General features: G+C 68.4%; 16 protein-coding genes and 1 pseudogene. 6 read left to right on the top strand and 11 right to left on the bottom strand.

Annotation, left to right across the window (positions count from 1 at the left end; translation table 11 throughout):
- The 5 genes from HC022_RS08805 to recO all read right to left on the bottom strand — a co-directional run.
- Positions 1 to 555 (bottom strand): GntR family transcriptional regulator (locus HC022_RS08805; RefSeq protein WP_167452165.1); only part of this gene is annotated, 555 nt, incomplete at its 3' end.
- Positions 556 to 623: 68 nt separating this feature from the next.
- Complete coding sequence (locus HC022_RS08800; RefSeq protein ID WP_167452164.1) at positions 624 to 1,070, bottom strand: molybdenum cofactor biosynthesis protein MoaE; 447 nt, start codon at positions 1,068 to 1,070, stop codon at positions 624 to 626.
- Positions 1,071 to 1,074: 4 nt separating this feature from the next.
- A complete protein-coding gene (gene moaD / locus HC022_RS08795) occupies positions 1,075 to 1,323 on the bottom strand; it encodes a molybdopterin converting factor subunit 1 (RefSeq protein WP_083791741.1) in 249 nt (82 codons plus the stop codon).
- Complete coding sequence (pgsA, locus tag HC022_RS08790) at positions 1,320 to 1,985, bottom strand: CDP-diacylglycerol--glycerol-3-phosphate 3-phosphatidyltransferase (RefSeq protein WP_040383647.1); 666 nt, start codon at positions 1,983 to 1,985, stop codon at positions 1,320 to 1,322. The genes moaD and pgsA overlap by 4 nt, the downstream gene beginning before the upstream one ends.
- 51 nt (positions 1,986 to 2,036) lie before the next feature.
- Positions 2,037 to 2,765: a DNA repair protein RecO gene (gene recO, locus HC022_RS08785; RefSeq protein WP_167452163.1), complete on the bottom strand. Its 729-nt coding sequence runs from the start codon at positions 2,763 to 2,765 to the stop codon at positions 2,037 to 2,039.
- A gap of 55 nt (positions 2,766 to 2,820) precedes the next feature.
- Between recO and HC022_RS08780 the strand changes: the two genes are divergently transcribed.
- Positions 2,821 to 3,423 (top strand): Pr6Pr family membrane protein, encoded by a 603-nt coding sequence (locus HC022_RS08780; protein ID WP_167452162.1) that lies wholly within the window; start codon positions 2,821 to 2,823, stop codon positions 3,421 to 3,423.
- 188 nt (positions 3,424 to 3,611) lie between these two features.
- Here the strand turns inward: HC022_RS08780 and HC022_RS08775 are convergent, their stop codons facing one another.
- From HC022_RS08775 to lepB, 5 genes are all read right to left on the bottom strand, one after another.
- The gene (locus HC022_RS08775) at positions 3,612 to 3,941 is read right to left on the bottom strand and encodes a DUF1491 family protein (RefSeq protein WP_167452161.1); all 330 of its coding nucleotides are present in this window, start codon (positions 3,939 to 3,941) and stop codon (positions 3,612 to 3,614) included.
- Between the two features lie 4 nt (positions 3,942 to 3,945).
- Positions 3,946 to 4,851, bottom strand: a complete 906-nt coding sequence (gene era, locus HC022_RS08770) for a GTPase Era (RefSeq protein WP_167452160.1) — start codon at positions 4,849 to 4,851, stop codon at positions 3,946 to 3,948.
- Positions 4,852 to 5,280: 429 nt separating this feature from the next.
- Positions 5,281 to 6,186 (bottom strand): DMT family transporter, encoded by a 906-nt coding sequence (locus HC022_RS08765; protein WP_167452159.1) that lies wholly within the window; start codon positions 6,184 to 6,186, stop codon positions 5,281 to 5,283.
- Positions 6,179 to 6,862: a ribonuclease III gene (rnc, locus tag HC022_RS08760; RefSeq protein ID WP_167452158.1), complete on the bottom strand. Its 684-nt coding sequence runs from the start codon at positions 6,860 to 6,862 to the stop codon at positions 6,179 to 6,181. The genes HC022_RS08765 and rnc overlap by 8 nt, the downstream gene beginning before the upstream one ends.
- On the bottom strand, positions 6,859 to 7,692 hold the full coding sequence (lepB, locus tag HC022_RS08755; RefSeq protein WP_040383644.1) for a signal peptidase I: 834 nt from the start codon (positions 7,690 to 7,692) through the stop codon (positions 6,859 to 6,861). Before lepB ends, rnc begins: the two co-directional genes overlap by 4 nt.
- Positions 7,693 to 8,027: 335 nt before the next feature.
- Here lepB and glpD point away from each other — a divergent pair, with 335 nt between their 5' ends.
- From glpD to HC022_RS08735, 4 genes are all read left to right on the top strand, one after another.
- Complete coding sequence (gene glpD / locus HC022_RS08750) at positions 8,028 to 9,617, top strand: glycerol-3-phosphate dehydrogenase (RefSeq protein ID WP_167452166.1); 1,590 nt, start codon at positions 8,028 to 8,030, stop codon at positions 9,615 to 9,617.
- 91 nt (positions 9,618 to 9,708) lie between these two features.
- Complete coding sequence (glpK, locus tag HC022_RS08745) at positions 9,709 to 11,193, top strand: glycerol kinase GlpK (protein ID WP_167452157.1); 1,485 nt, start codon at positions 9,709 to 9,711, stop codon at positions 11,191 to 11,193.
- A 160-nt stretch (positions 11,194 to 11,353) separates the two neighbouring features.
- Positions 11,354 to 12,094, top strand: coding sequence for an aspartate/glutamate racemase family protein (locus HC022_RS08740; protein WP_008883125.1), 741 nt, complete (start codon positions 11,354 to 11,356; stop codon positions 12,092 to 12,094).
- Positions 12,095 to 12,112: 18 nt separating this feature from the next.
- Entirely contained in the window at positions 12,113 to 13,237 is a 1,125-nt protein-coding gene (locus tag HC022_RS08735; protein WP_167452156.1) for an enolase C-terminal domain-like protein, read from the top strand.
- Positions 13,238 to 13,253: 16 nt separating this feature from the next.
- Here the strand turns inward: HC022_RS08735 and HC022_RS08730 are convergent, their stop codons facing one another.
- Entirely contained in the window at positions 13,254 to 14,024 is a 771-nt protein-coding gene (locus HC022_RS08730) for a sulfite exporter TauE/SafE family protein (RefSeq protein ID WP_008883111.1), read from the bottom strand.
- A gap of 188 nt (positions 14,025 to 14,212) precedes the next feature.
- Here HC022_RS08730 and HC022_RS08725 point away from each other — a divergent pair.
- Positions 14,213 to 14,816: pseudogene (locus HC022_RS08725) on the top strand (acyl-CoA dehydrogenase family protein); the annotation flags it as partial.

Genomic DNA, 14,816 nt, shown 5'->3' with positions numbered 1-14,816 from the left:
GCGGTTGTAGAACACCCCCTCGCGCAGCAGCTGATACATCGAGCGCATCATGTGAAGCATCATGACGTTGTGGCTGGCCTCGATGATCGCGAGGTGGAAATCCGCGTCCAGCCGCGCCTCGTCCGCCGGGTTGCGGCGGCCATGCGCCGCCTCCATCTGGGCGAAGAGCGCGTCGATCACCTTGAGATCGCTCTCGGTGCCGCGGGTGGCGGCGCGCTCGGCGGCGAGCCCCTCCATGTCGCGGCGGAAGTCGAGATAGTCGAAGACCGCCTCGTCATGGCGCGAGAAGAGCTGCACCAGCGTGTCGGAAAAGGCCGACCCCAGCGCCTCGGTGACGAAGATGCCGGCGCCGGCCCGGGCGGTCAGCAGCCCGCGCGCCTGCAGGTCGGCCACCGCCTCGCGCAGGCTCGGGCGCGATACCCCGAGCCGCTCGGACAGCTCGCGCTCGGCGGGCAGCCGTTCGCCGGGGCGCAGGATGCCCCGCAGGATAAGCTCCTCGATCTGGCGCACGACGGCCGAGGCGAGTTTCTCCGGATGCACGGGGCGGAAGGGCATGGGGCAGTCCATCTGGCCTGGAATTGGTAAGATCATATGACCGCAGCCCCTGGCGAGGCAAGGCCGGCCTACCAGCGGTCGAGCGCCGCCTCGTCCTCGTCCCTGGCAGCGACCCACGCGGTGTCGGCGGCGCTGCGTTCCTTCTTCCAGAACGGCGCACGGGACTTGAGGTAGTCCATGAGGAATTCCGCTGCCTCGAAGGCGTCCTGCCGGTGCGGCGAGGCGGTGGCCACCATCATGATGCGCTCGCCCGGCGCCATCGGCCCGTGGCGGTGGATCACCAGCACCTCGCCCAGCGACCAGCGCGCCTGCGCCTCCTCGGCGATCTTGGTAAGCGCCTTCTCGGTCATGCCGGGGTAGTGCTCGATCTCCATGCCCTCGAGCGTGCCGGCGACATCGCGCACCACGCCGGTGAAGGTCACGACGGCGCCCAGATCGTGGCGCCCGGCGGCGAAGCCTTCGGCCTCGGCCCCGAAATCGAAGGGCTCCTGCTGGACGACTACCCGCAGCGCCATGGGCTCAGCCCCCCGTCATCGGCGGGAAGAAGGCAAGCTCGCGCACCCCCGCCAGCGGGGCGTCGAAATCCGCCAGCTCCTGGTCGACCGCCACCCGCAGCGCCGAGAGGTCGGCAAAGGCCGCCTCGTAGCGTTCCTCGCGCGCACGCAGTTCCTCGACCAGCTCGCGGACGGTGGTCGCCTGCGACTCGACCCGCTCCTTCGGCAGGCCGATGCGCTCGCGCACCCATGCGAAGTAGAGCACATCGATCATTTCGGATCCCTCAGGTGCGGCAGTGCCTTGGTGAAGTAGTCCCAGCCGGTGACCAGCGTCAGCGCGGCGGCGACCCAGAGCAGGGTCAGGCCGATGTGACCGGCGTAGAACATCCCCTGTTCTTTCCAGATCAGCCCGTGCGGGTCCGGGACCTCGCGGTCGAGGATGGCACCGACCTGTCCCGGGTCCAGCCCCTCGACGCTGACGGCGAGGTAATGCTCGAACACGCCCTGCGCGAAGAGCACCGCGATGGCGACCATCTGGAACGTCGTCTTCCACTTGGCGAGCTTGGTGACCTTGAGCGTACCGGCGGTGTCGCCGAGATACTCGCGCAGCCCCGAAACGAAGACCTCGCGGAAGAGGATGAAGGTCGCCGGCAGCACCAGCCACGGTGACATTGACGAATAGCCCACGATCACCATCAGGGCGATCACAACCATCGCCTTGTCGGCGATGGGGTCGAGCATCGCGCCCATCTTCGATTCCAACGACCACGCCCGGGCGATGTAGCCGTCGAACCAGTCGGTGACGGCGGCGCTCACGAAGAGCAGCAGCGCGAACCAGTCGGCCAGCGGGCGCGAGAAATAGAGGAACATCACCGCCAGGCCGGGTGCGGCCAGAAGGCGGAGCGCGGTGAGGGTATTTGGCAGAGTCCAGCGCATGAGGGATACGTAGCGTTCTTTCCCGGGCGAGGGAAGGGACGCTGCGTCTACTTAGTTGACGGAGCGGGCCAGGCGCTCGACGAACTGCGCCCGGGCGGCGGGAAGCGGCCTGTCGCGGAGCTGGTTGGCGAGCCGGTTCTCGAGGAAGTGACCGGTGGTCTTCAGTCCGGCGAGGATCTCGTGATCGGGGGCGGGGCCGCGCCCCAGAAGCACGGGGGGCAGGGGCAGCAGCCGCTCCGCCCAGTCGCCCGCGCCCACCGCCGAGACCGCGCGGCCGGTGCGCGGCGAGACGAAATCCAGCGGCTCGTTGATGCCGGTGACGGCGCAGGCCGATAGATCGAGCCCGAAACCCATCTCGTCGAGCAGCGCCATTTCCCAGCGCAGGTAGGCCAGCGGCCAGAGCTCGCGCTGGCCCAGGAGGTCGAGCAGGTTCTCGGAGCGCGCATAGAGCGCCGGGTGCGACTCGCGCTCGGGCAGGCAGAAGGCCAGCAGCGCCACCACCGCGTTGAGCCCCGCCAGCGACAGCCGGTCCGCCATCGCCGTCGCCGCGCGCGAGCGCTGCGGCTCGACCGTCCAGGCCCCCATGTGGTCCTCGAGCCGGGCCCGCCACGCCACGTCGAGCTGCGCGCCCGGTTGCAGCGAGGGCGCGATCTTGCGCGACGCCCCGCCGCGCAGCACGCCCATGTGGCGCCCGTGGCCGGCCGTGAAGATCTCGAGGATGGCGGAGGTCTCGCCATGCCTGCGGGCCGAGAGGAGTATGCCGGTGTCGCGCCAGTCCATGCGTCGGACTATCCGACGGCTTGCCCGCCGCCGCAAGTTGCGAGACCGTCGTTGCATGAGCCAGCCCGCCCGTGTCTTCGCCGCCATCATCGCCCTGCTGACCTTTGTCGCGCTGGGCGTGCAGTTCGCTGCCACCGCGCAGGAGAATCCGGACCACAGCGCGTTCGAGACCGCGTGGCGGCTGGCGCGCTTCTACACCATCCTGACCAACCTTCTGGTGGCGGTGACCTTCCTGCGCATGGCGTCTTCGGGGCGCATGGCGCGGCCCGCGTGGCTGGGCGGCGTGACGCTCTGGATCGCGATCACCGGCGTGGTCTACCACCTGCTGCTCGCCAGCCCGTGGGAGGGGCTCGGCCTCTCCGGGATCGCCGATGTCGGCCTGCACACGGTGACGCCGATCCTCGTGGTGCTGTTCTGGCTGGTCGCCGCGCCCAAGCACGGGCTGCGCTTTAGCACGGCGCTGAGCTGGCTGCTCTGGCCGTTGGCCTACGTGGCCTACGCGCTGCTGCGCGGCCAGCTCGAGGGCATCTACCCGTATTTCTTCGTGGATCCGACACGGATCGGCTGGGGCGGGGTGCTGCGCTGGTCGGGGATGCTCTGCGCCGGCTTCACCGCTGCGGGCGGGCTGCAGGTCGGCATTGCGCGGCTCTTGCGCTGAGTTTGCAAGCCGGTATCGCAGCGCCGTGGCGTCAGGAAGAACAGGTCGCATCGCTCGGCTCTGGCGGAGGCAGGAAGCACCCCTCACCGTGCGGCTTCTGCGCTGGTCGGAGGAAGACCACCTCCTGCCGCTCATGCACCAGGGGCGGCAAAAGGGGCGCCACGCGGGCTTGCGTCAGGAAGGGCGGTTCAGGCCAGACCGTCCTCATCGAGCAGGTGGCGGCCCTGCCGGTCCTCGACCTCGATCACCCAGAGATCCGGGTCGAAGCTGCGCTGTTTTGCGACCGAGGCATCGACCTCGCGCTCGTCGCCCGAGGTCAGCTCTTCCCAGCGCCGCTCGCCGCTCATCAGGTCGAAGCTGCGGGCAAAGGCCCGTGCCCGGCCATCGAGCGTCGCGAGCTTGACCAGCACCGCCCCGGCGCTGTCGTCGCCATGGGCGGTGACATAGGCGGGGATGTTCTGGAATGACAGCCGCGCCAGGTAGGCGTCGACCCAGAACCGGGTCGTGAGGCGGGCCATCGGCCTAGTTGCCGTCCTTGAAGTCGAGCCCCATCTCGGAATAACGCTCGGCCTCGTCCTGCCAGTTCTCGCGCACCTTCACCTGCAGGAAGAGGTGGATCTTGCGCCCGAGGAATTCCTCGATCTCGGCGCGGGCGGCCTGTCCGATGGCCTTGATCGTCTCGCCCTTGTGGCCCAGCACGATGCCCTTGTGGCCGTCGCGCGAGACATAGATGATCTGGTCGATGCGGGCGCTGCCGTCCTCGCGCTCCTGCCAGTGCTCGGTCTCGACGGTAAGCTGGTAGGGCAGCTCCTGGTGCAGCCGCAGGGTGAGCTTCTCGCGGGTCATCTCGGCCGCGATCATGCGCATCGGCAGGTCGGCGATCTGGTCCTCGGGGTAGAGCCACGGGCTCTCGGGCACCTCTTCGGCCAGCCACTTGCGCAGGTCGGCGACGCCGTAGCCGCGCTCGGCCGAAATCATGAAGGTGTTGGCAAAGGCGTAGCGGTCGTTCAGGTCCTTGGACAGCGCCAGCAGCACCGGTGCCTCGACGCGGTCGATCTTGTTGATCGCCAGCGCCACCTTGCGGCCTCGCGGCAGCTCGGCCAGCCCCTCGATGATGCGTTCGACGCCCTCGGTGACGCCGCGGTGGGCCTCGATCAGCAGCACGATGATGTCCGCGTCCGCAGCCCCGCCCCAGGCGGCGGCGACCATCGCCCGGTCGAGCCGGCGGCGCGGCTTGAAAAGGCCGGGCGTGTCGACGAAGATCAGCTGGCTGTCACCCTCCATTGCCACGCCGCGGATGCGGGCGCGGGTCGTCTGCACCTTGTGCGTCACGATCGAGACCTTCGCCCCGACCATGCGGTTGGTGAGCGTGGATTTGCCCGCGTTGGGCTCTCCGATGAGGGCTATGAAGCCTGCGCGTGTGGTCATTGGGCGATCCGGTCCTGTGATCGGATGCCTTTACCTCATTGCGCCGGTGCGGACCAGTGCCCGCGTCGCCTTCGGTTCTGGCGGGCGACCCGGGTGCGGGCGTTCAGAATCCAGGACACCCGCCCGCTGCCCGCGCGGTACTCGGTGCAGCCGCTGCGGCAGACGTCGCGCCCGGAGGTCGGGATCACCGAAGTCATCTCGGCGCTGAGGTCGCCGTTGGTGTTGAAGAGGAAGGCCGTGGACTCCCTGAGATCGACGTCGCTTGCGGTGTCGAGGGCGCTGGCGGGGGGGCGCCGAGCAGGAGCTCGGGGCGAGAAGGGATTGGAGCCTCCGGAGGTGGTGCAATCTCTTCACTGCGTTGGGATCTTGCGCCGATTTCGGGCGAAACTTTTGGAGTGGCAAGGTTTCGGGACGATCGCGCGCGGCGGTTCAGCCTTTGCGGGCGCTGCGGATCAGGGTATAGAGCCCGCTCGTGACGATCAGCGCGCCACCGGCGAGGGTCCAGAGGTCGGGGCGCTCGCCGAAGAAGAGGAAGGCGAAGAGCAACGCGACCAGCAGACGTGAGTAGCGGAACGGCGCGACCACCGAGACCTCGCCGCTGCGCATCGCGCGGGTGAGCGCGGTATAGGCGGTCACGCCCCCCACGCCGGTCCGCAGCCGCCGCCCGCGCTCGCCCGCGTCCGGCCGGCGCGGCGGGGTCGGGTCGAAGGGCAGCATCAGCAGGCCCGCGGTGACGATGACCGCAAAGCCCAGAACGCCCAGCTGGTTGGCCGAGACTGCGGGCGGGCTCGCGCGGGTGAAGAGGTCGCGCATGGCGAATCCGATCATCCCCGCCACCGCCAGCAGCGCGTCGGGGCGGAAGGCGTCCGGGGTGGGGCGCAGGATCATCAGCACGCCGACGAAGCCGATGGCCATGGCGGTCCAGCGCCGGAGGCCCACCGTCTCTTTCAGCAGGAGCGCCGCGCCCGCGGTCACCACGAGCGGTGCCGCCTGAAGGATCGACGAGGTGACCGACAGCGGCGTGTAGGCCAGCGACAGGGCGAAGAACAGCCGCCCGACGATCTCGAAGAAGGTGCGGATCATCAGCGAGGGCCGCAGGATCGCCGGATGCAGCACCGGCTCGCCGGCGCGCAGCGTCATCAGCACGTAGAGCGTGGTGCCTGTCAGGCCGAAGATCAGCGTGGCGACCCCGGGGGGCAGGGCGGGGGTGACGGATTTGAAGAGCGAATCCTCGACCGCGAAGAGCGTCATGGCGATGACCATGAAGAGCGCGCCAAGGGCGTTGCCGCGCGCGCCGGGCCCGCTGCCGGGGCCCGCCCCGACGCCGTCAGCCATTGGTCACCTTGTCGAGAAGCCCCGTGGCGGCCTGCTGTTCGGCCTTGCGCTTGGAGCCGGCGGTGGCACGCGCCGCGGCGCCGTTCTCGAGCCTTGCCTCGATGGTGAAGACTGGTGCGTGGTCCGGCCCCTCGCGGGCGACCTCGGTGTAGCTCGGCGGCACCATGCCGCGTGCCTGAGCCCATTCCTGCAGAGAGGTCTTGGCGTCGCGCGCGTCTTCCTCGACCCGCGCGATGCGGTCGCCCCAGAGCCGCAGCACCAGCGCCTTGGCGGTGCCGAACCCGGCGTCGAGATAGACCGCCGCGATCACCGCCTCCATTGCGTCGCCCAGCAGCGCCATCTTGCGCCGCCCGCCGGACATCATCTCGGAGCGCCCGAGCTTCAGCGCGGCCCCGAGGTCGATTTCGCGGGCGACCTCGGCGCAGGCTTCCTTGCGCACCAGCGCGTTGAAGCGGGGCGCCAGCTGGCCTTCGCTGGCGCCGCGATCTTCGGACAGCAGCGCCTCGGCCATGACAAGGCCCAGCACGCGGTCGCCGAGGAACTCGAGCCGCTGGTTGTCCTCGCGGCCCGGCGCGGACATCGACGAATGGGTGAGCGCGCGGCGCAGCCGCTCCGGGTCGGCGAAGCGGTGGCCGAGACGCTGCTCGAGCGCGGCTATCTCGGCAGAGCGTTTCATTGCAGCTTGTGGAAGAAGCGGTTGGCGCGCCAGGTCCAGAAGTAGAGCATGGAGTTGCCCGCGGACGAGAACACCACGCGATTGGCCTTGCCGATCAGGTTTTCGAAGGGAACGAAGCCGACGCCACCCGCGGCGTTCGGCACGCGGCTGTCGGACGAGTTGTCGCGGTTGTCGCCCATCATGAAATAGTGACCAGCGGGCACGGTGTAGACTCCGGTATTGTCCGATCCCTGCATCGCGATGTTCAGGATGTCATGAGTCTTGCCGTTCGGAAGGGTTTCGGTCCAGCGCGATTTCTCGCAGGTGCCGCCGGTGCCCACCGGGCCGTTCTCGCAGCGCGGGCGCAGCTGCTGCGGGCCCTGCGGCTCGGCGACCTCGGTGAAGGTGCCGTTGCGCTCGACCTGGACGGGCTCGTCGTTGATGTAGAGCAGGCCGTTCTTGACCTGGATGCGGTCGCCGGGCAGTCCGATCAGGCGCTTGATGAAGTCGGTGCCGTGGACCGGGTGGCGGAACACCACGATGTCGCCGCGCTCGGGCTCCGAGCCGAAGAGGCGCTCGTTGTCGCCGCCGAGCCATCCGCAGATGTCCTTGGCGTCGATGTCGATGCCGATCTGCGGCAGGCGGATCGAGGGGCAGGAGGCGTAGGAATAGCCGTAGCTCATCTTGTTCACGAACAGGAAGTCGCCGATCAGCAGCGTGTCCTTCATCGAACCCGAGGGAATCCAGAACGGCTGGAAGAACAGGGTGCGGAAAACGCCTGCGATCAGCAGGGCGTAGACGATCGTCTTGACGGTCTCCAGGATCCCGCCCTTTTCCTTCTCTTTCGCCATGAACACTGCCTCTTGTTCCGGTTGCTCCGGTTTCATGGGGGGGAGGCCCCGAAGTGTCAAGGCGGCAGCCGGTCCCGGCCGTCGCGCGCCCCGGGCCGGGCCGCCTGACCCGGTGATCCGAGGCCCGGACCGGTTCGCGGTTTTTCGCAAACCTCGGGCGAGGGGCGGAACATTCGGTGGGGCCATTGGATTGAGTTAGGAAACTCTTGGAAACTGTCGCCCGGCACGATTGCCGGTGACGGGAAAGCGAACGAAAACGAAAACCAACGGTTGCGAAACGCGCAATCATGGTCGTATCACTGTGGCGCCGGAACAAGCAGAAGGCAGGGCAACTCATGGAAGAGAGCGACGCGACGGACCTCTTTATCATCGGTGGTGGCATCAACGGCTGCGGCATCGCACGCGACGCCGCGGGTCGCGGCCTCTCGGTCACACTGGCAGAGATGAACGACCTTGCCTCCGCCACGTCCTCTGCCTCGACCAAGCTCTTCCACGGCGGCCTGCGCTACCTCGAGTATTTCGAATTCCGCCTCGTCCGCGAAGCGCTGATCGAGCGCGAGACCCTGCTGCGCGCGATGCCCCACATCAGCTGGCCGATGCGCTTCGTGTTGCCCTACCACCCGTCCATGCGGTTCGAGAGCGAGACGCCCACCTCGAAGCTACTCACGACCGTGATGCCGTGGATGAAGGGCCGCCGCCCGGCCTGGCTGATCCGGCTCGGGCTCTTCATGTACGACCATCTCGGTGGCCGGAAGATCCTGCCCGGCACCACCTCGCTGAGCCTGCCCGGCACCCCCGAGGGCGCGCCGATCGACGACCGCTTCGAGACCGCCTACGAATATTCCGACTGCTGGGTGCAGGATTCGCGCCTCGTGGTGCTGAACGCCCGCGACGCCGAGGCGCGCGGCGCGACCATCCTCACCCGCACCAAGGTGCTCTCGGCGGCGCGCGAGGACGGCGTCTGGCGGGTCGAGACCCGTGACACCGAGACCGGCGAGACCGCCGTGCACCGCGCGCGGATGCTGGTGAACGCGGGCGGTCCGTGGGTCGGCGAGATCATCAAGGACACCGTTCATCTCAACGTGAACGAAGGTGTGCGGTTGGTGCGTGGCTCGCACATCGTGACGCGCAAGCTCTACGATCACGACAAGTGCTATTTCTTCCAGGGCACCGACGGGCGGATCATCTTCGCCATTCCCTACGAGCAGGATTTCACCCTGATCGGCACCACCGACGCGGAACACCACGACCCCGACAGCCCGCCGGTCTGTACCCCCGAGGAACGCGATTACCTGATCGCCTTCGCCAACCGCTACTTCAAGCGCGAGATCACGAAGGACGACGTGGTCTGGACCTATTCCGGCGTGCGGCCGCTCTACGATGACGGCGCGACCAGCGCCACGGCGGCGACACGGGACTACACGCTCAAGGTCGAGGGCGCCGGCGGGGCGCCGGTGCTGAACGTGTTCGGCGGTAAGATCACCACCTACCGGCGCCTGGCCGAGGGCGCGATGGCCCGCATCGGCGAGCACATCAGCGGTGTCACCGACCCGTGGACCGCCGGCGCGCCGCTGCCCGGCGGGGATTTCCCGGCGGATGGCGTCGACCGCCAGATCTTCGATCTGCAGAAGGCCTGCCCGTTCCTGTCGGACCGCTGGGCCCGGCGGCTGGTGCGCACCTACGGCACCGAGGCGGTGCAGGCACTGGGCTCCCCGCGCATCGCCGACGACCTCGGACCGGATTTCGGCGCGACGCTCTGCGGTGCCGAGGTCGACTGGCTGATGAACAAGGAATTCGCCCGCACCGCCGAGGACGTGCTCTGGCGGCGCACAAAGCTGGGCCTGCACCTGTCGGAGCCGCAGGTCGCTGCGCTCGAGGATTACATGGCGGCGCGGCGTCGGCACGAGACCCGGGCCGTGGGCTGAGCGACAGGCAAAATGATCGGGGCGAATTGACATCGCCCGCAAACTGTTGCGGCCTGAGCGCCGCGTGTGACGCAGACTATCGGGGGGAGAGATGGGTTACATTCTAGCGATCGACCAGGGCACCACGTCGAGCCGGGCCATCCTGTTCGACAAGGACCTGAAGATTGCCGCCATCGCGCAGGAGGAGTTCGCCCAGCATTATCCGCATTCGGGCTGGGTCGAGCACGACTGCTCGGACCTGTGGACCACCACCGCCGCGACCTGCCGCGGGGTGATGGAGAAGGCGGGGCTGGGCGCCGCGGACATCGCCGGCATCGGCATCACCAACCAGCGCGAGACGACGCTGGTCTGGGACCGCAACACCGGCCAGCCGGTCTATAACGCCATCGTCTGGCAGGACCGGCGCACCTCGGAGTTCTGCAAGGCGCTGAAGGCCGAGGGCCACGAAGAGACGGTGACCCGCAAGACCGGACTGTTGCTCGACCCGTATTTCTCGGGCACCAAGGTGGCGTGGATCCTCGACAATGTCGAGGGCGCGCGGGCCCGGGCCGAGGCCGGAGAGCTGGTCTTCGGCACCGTGGACACCTGGCTCATCTGGAAGATGACCGGCGGGCGCGAGCACGTCACCGACGCCACCAACGCCGCCCGCACCATGCTCTACGACATCCGCCACGGGCGCTGGTCCTCGACCATGTGCGAGCTGCTCGGCATCCCCATGTCGATGCTGCCCGAGGTGCGCGATTGCGCCGCCGATTTCGGCATGGCGCGCGCCGATCTCTTTGGCACCGAGATCCCGATCCTCGGCGTCGCAGGCGACCAGCAGGCGGCGACCATCGGGCAGGCCTGCTTCCGGCCGGGGATGCTCAAGTCCACCTACGGCACCGGCTGCTTTGCGCTTCTGAACACCGGCGAGGAGCTGGTGACCTCGCAGAACCGGTTGCTCTCGACCATCGCCTACCAGCTCGACGGCAAGCGGACCTATGCGCTCGAGGGCTCCATCTTCATCGCGGGCGCGGTGATCCAGTGGCTGCGCGACGGGCTCAAGGTGATCCGCGAAGCGCGCGAGAGCCAGCCGCTGGCCGAGGCCGCCGATGCCGCGCAGGGAATCGTGCTGGTGCCGGCCTTCACCGGCCTCGGTGCGCCCTACTGGAACGCCGAATGCCGGGGCGCGGTCTTCGGGCTCACCCGCAACAGCGGCCCGGCCGAGCTGGCCCGCGCCGCGCTCGAGAGCGTCGGCTACCAGACCCGCGACCTGCTCGAGGCGATGCACGCCGACTGGAGCGGCGCCGACGACACGGCGCTGCGCGTCGACGGCGGCATGAGCGCCAGCGACTGGGCGATGCAGTTCCTCGCCGACATCACCGGCGCCTCGGTCGACCGGCCGCAGGTGCTCGAGACCACGGCGATGGGCGCAGCCTGGCTCGCCGGGCAGCGGGCGGGGATCTACCCGGACATGGAGGGCTTCGCCGAGACCTGGGCGCTGGAGCGCAAGTTCGAGGCCGCCATGGACGCGGACCTGCGCGAAGAGAAATACGCGGCGTGGAAGCGCGCGGTGGCCGCGGCGCAGGCGTTCTGAGCGACCGCCTGGGGCAAGCGCTTCTCCGGGGCAGGGTGCCCGCGCCGGTTGGTCACCCGGCGGGCAAAGCGGGCCTCGCGCATGGGCATCCGAAGCGGCGCCCCTTGACACTGCCCGCGCCCGGGCGCGTTCTGCGCCGGGTGCGGACAGGAGAGCGACGATGACGACCGAACGCGGCGGCAAGACCGTCTTTGGGGCCAACCTGGGCATCCTGATGCTCGAGACGCGGTTCCCGCGCATTCCCGGAGACATCGGCAACGCCGCCACCTGGCCCTTCCCGGTGCAGTTCCGCATCGTGCGCAGCGCGACCCCGGAGAAGGTGGTGCGGCAGGACGCGCGGGTGCTCGTCGATCTCTTCATCGCCGCGGCGCAGGATCTGGTGGCGCATGGCTGCGACGGCATCACCACCAACTGCGGTTTCCTCTCCATCGTGCAGGACCAGATCGCCAGCGCCGTGCCGGTGCCGGTGGCGACCTCGTCGCTGATGCAGGTGCCGATGGTGCAGGCGATGCTGCCGCCGGGCAAGCGCGTGGGCATCCTGACGATCTCGGCCTCGACCCTCACCGACGCCCACCTTGCGGCGGCGAACGTGCCGCTCGACACACCGATCATGAGCACCGAGGCGGGGACCGAGTTTACCCGTGCGATCCTCGGCGACGAGCTCGACATCGACTTCGACGCCTGCCGCCGCGACCTGCTGCAGGCCGGCCGGGCGCTGGTGAGCCAACACCCCGAGGTCGGGGCCATCGTGCTCGAATGCACCAACATGACGCCCTATGCGGCGGACCTGCGCAAGGCGCTGGGGCTGCCGGTCTTCTCGATCTACACCTTCCTGCGCTGGTTCCACCAGTCGCTGGCCCCGGACCGCTTCGCCGTCGGGCTCGACGATCCACGCTACTGACATTTGGGGGCCAAGCTGATGAGCGACCACAAGATCCGGACCCTGCGCGTCCACCGCATCCGCATCCCCGGCAAGGCGGTGCATTCCCACGGCATCGGCGACGTTGCCGACATCCACACGGTGATCCTGGAGCTGGGGACCGACACCGGCCTCACCGGCTGGGGCGAGGCCGCGCCCTGGCCGGTCTTCACCGGCACCGCCGAGGGTGCGGTGGCGGCGCTGCACGTCTACTTGCGCGAACACCTCATTGGGCGCGACCCGGTTCAGGTCGAGCCGATCATGGCGCTGGTCGAGACGCTGCTCACAGGCCATGCCGAGGCCAAGGCCGCGCTCGAGATGGCGCTGCTGGACCTTGCCGGCAAGATCGGCGGGCTTTCGGTGAGCGAACTGGTCGGCGGGCGGATGCGCGAGGACATGGGGCTCAGCTTCTCGGTCGCCAATCCCGATTTCGGCAAGGATCTCGAGGACGTGGCCGCCATGTGGGAGGACGGCGTGCGGATCTTCAAGATGAAGACCGGCTTCGCGGGCCATGCCTTCGACCTGATGCGGCTCGAGAAGCTGCGCGGCATCTACGGCGCCGAGGCCGACCTGCGCATCGACTACAACCAGGGCCTTCCGACCTATGACGCGGTGCGCTGCATCCGCGATCTCGAGGCCTTCCGCCCGACCTTCGTCGAGCAGCCGGTGAAGATGCACGAACGCGAGGCGCTGGCCCACATCACTCATGTCATCGATACGCCGATCATGGCCGACGAGTCGGTGTTCGGCGTCCGCGAGGCGCTCTACGGCGCGCAGATCCGCATGGCCGACATCTTCTCGCTGAAGGTGATGAAGTCCGGCGGCATCCGGCGATCGCTCGAGGTCGGCGCCATCGCGCGGGCGGCGGGGATCGAGGTCTACGGCGGCTGCATGTTCGAGACCGGGCTCGCCCACGCGGCGGGGGCGCACCTGATGGCGGCGCTGCCCGATCTGCGGCTCGACTGCGAGTACTACATGTCCACCTACTACGCCTCCGAGGACATCCTCACCGAGCCCTTCCCGGTGCGGAAGGGGCGGGGACACGTGCCCCCCCGGCCGGGGCCCCGGGTCGAGGTGGACCCGGCAATGCTCGAGAAATACGCGGCGGAACCGGCGCTGGGCTGATCCGGGCCGGTGACGCTCAGGCGAAGAAGGCGCGGCGCAGCAGGTTCAGCGCCGCGATCAGCAGCACCCAGAGCGTGATCCGGCGGAAGGTGGTCTGGTCGATCCGGTCGTGGATCCGCATCCCGACCCACATGCCCAGCAGGGCGGGGGCCAGCATCAGCGCCGAGAACTTCACCGTCTGCGCATTGAGCACCCCCGAGAGCGTGTGTGCGGCCACCAGTGCCACCGCGCCAAGGCCGTAGGCCACACCCTGGATGCGGATCTGCTCGCGCTTCTCGGTGTCGATGGCGGTCAGGTAGGCGACCATGGGCGGGCCCCAGACCCCGGACATGCCGCCGAGGAAGCCGGCGACGCTGCCCACCGTGGCCTCGACCAGCGGCGTCTGGCCGTTCTTCAGGTGTGGGCGCCAGCCGGCGATCTGCAGCGCGCAGAACACCGCCACCGGTGCGCCGATCATCGCCAGCAGCACCTCGACCGGGAGCACCCGCACCAGCTGCGACGACAGCAGCAGGAAGGTGAGGCCGCAGCCGAGGAAGATGCGGAACCTGCGCAGCGATCCCAGCGCCGCCCCGGCCCCGTGCTGCAACGCCTGGATGGCATTGGTCGCGAGCGTCGGCAGGATCAGCCCGGCCAGCGCCAGCTCGGGCGACAGGAAGCTGCCGAGCCCGGAAATCAGGATCATCGGCATCGCAAAGCCCACCATGCCCTTCACGAGGCCGGCGAGAAGCGCGACTCCGAAAGAAAGAACCAGCGCGGAAGGGGAAATCAGGGTAAGCAAACTGTCCATGGGCTGCTCATATCATGCTCTTAGGGCAAGTCCCGGCAGAATTTAATGCGCAATAATAAAACCATGGTAGCGTCTTTGGCGCATTTATGTTGCGCTGCACCTGCAAAGTGACTATCTCCGACCCGACCAGGAGAAGGGAGTGATTCATGGCACATGATGGACAGGACATGGCAATGTGAAAGAGGGTTTTGATAGACGATCTGCTGGCCCTGACCAAGGCGGCCATCGCGCCGGCGGAAGCGGTTCTCGAGATGGCGCGCCAGTCGGTGCGCGACACGGTCGAGGAGGATGGCCGCGTCTCGGGCCGGCTGATCGAGGAAAACCAGTTCGCCGCGCACGGGCTGGCATGGCTCGCGACCTACGTCGAAAGCCTGCGCCAGATGCAGTACTGGGCCGACAAGCTGACCTCCGAGGGCAGCTTCGGCGAGGTCGAGGCGCTGATCCACCAGATCGCGTTCGGCGAGTACCTGAGCCAGATCGTTGGCGGCATCCAGATGAACCAGGGCGAGATGGTGCGCCTCAAGGACATGGGCCTTGGCCGCGACGCGGTGATGTCGCTCTGCACCGACGCCGTGACCACGCTGATGACCGGGGGCAACACCCAGTCCGCCCGCAGCCGCCTCGTGGAGCTGATGCAGGAGCGTTCGGCCGAGATCACCGTGGGCAAGACCGCGCTCGATGACGAGCTCGAGATGATCCGCGAGCAGTTTCGCCGCTACGCCGTCGACAAGATCGAACCCTTCGCACACGAGTGGCACCTCAAGGACCAGCTGATCCCGATGGAGGTGATCG

The sequence above is a fragment of the Salipiger sp. HF18 genome (assembly GCF_011806505.1).
GTDB classification, from domain to species: domain Bacteria; phylum Pseudomonadota; class Alphaproteobacteria; order Rhodobacterales; family Rhodobacteraceae; genus Salipiger; species Salipiger thiooxidans.
Note: the sequence above shows the minus strand (reverse complement) of the source record. Positions and strands in the feature narration are given on the sequence as shown.

Bases quoted from the DNA above. Each gene is read 5' to 3' on its own strand.
- recO (WP_167452163.1), bottom strand. From the start codon at position 2,765: ATGGACTGGCGCGACACCGGCATACTCCTCTCGGCCCGCAGGCATGGC.
- pgsA (WP_040383647.1), bottom strand. From the start codon at position 1,985: ATGCGCTGGACTCTGCCAAATACCCTCACCGCGCTCCGCCTTCTGGCC.
- HC022_RS08800 (WP_167452164.1), bottom strand. From the start codon at position 1,070: ATGGCGCTGCGGGTAGTCGTCCAGCAGGAGCCCTTCGATTTCGGGGCC.
- moaD (WP_083791741.1), bottom strand. From the start codon at position 1,323: ATGATCGATGTGCTCTACTTCGCATGGGTGCGCGAGCGCATCGGCCTG.
- HC022_RS08740 (WP_008883125.1), top strand. From the start codon at position 11,354: ATGACGACCGAACGCGGCGGCAAGACCGTCTTTGGGGCCAACCTGGGC.
- glpK (WP_167452157.1), top strand. From the start codon at position 9,709: ATGGGTTACATTCTAGCGATCGACCAGGGCACCACGTCGAGCCGGGCC.
- glpD (WP_167452166.1), top strand. From the start codon at position 8,028: ATGGAAGAGAGCGACGCGACGGACCTCTTTATCATCGGTGGTGGCATC.
- HC022_RS08780 (WP_167452162.1), top strand. From the start codon at position 2,821: ATGAGCCAGCCCGCCCGTGTCTTCGCCGCCATCATCGCCCTGCTGACC.
- lepB (WP_040383644.1), bottom strand. From the start codon at position 7,692: ATGGCGAAAGAGAAGGAAAAGGGCGGGATCCTGGAGACCGTCAAGACG.
- HC022_RS08730 (WP_008883111.1), bottom strand. From the start codon at position 14,024: ATGGACAGTTTGCTTACCCTGATTTCCCCTTCCGCGCTGGTTCTTTCT.
- rnc (WP_167452158.1), bottom strand. From the start codon at position 6,862: ATGAAACGCTCTGCCGAGATAGCCGCGCTCGAGCAGCGTCTCGGCCAC.
- HC022_RS08735 (WP_167452156.1), top strand. From the start codon at position 12,113: ATGAGCGACCACAAGATCCGGACCCTGCGCGTCCACCGCATCCGCATC.
- HC022_RS08765 (WP_167452159.1), bottom strand. From the start codon at position 6,186: ATGGCTGACGGCGTCGGGGCGGGCCCCGGCAGCGGGCCCGGCGCGCGC.
- era (WP_167452160.1), bottom strand. From the start codon at position 4,851: ATGACCACACGCGCAGGCTTCATAGCCCTCATCGGAGAGCCCAACGCG.
- HC022_RS08775 (WP_167452161.1), bottom strand. From the start codon at position 3,941: ATGGCCCGCCTCACGACCCGGTTCTGGGTCGACGCCTACCTGGCGCGG.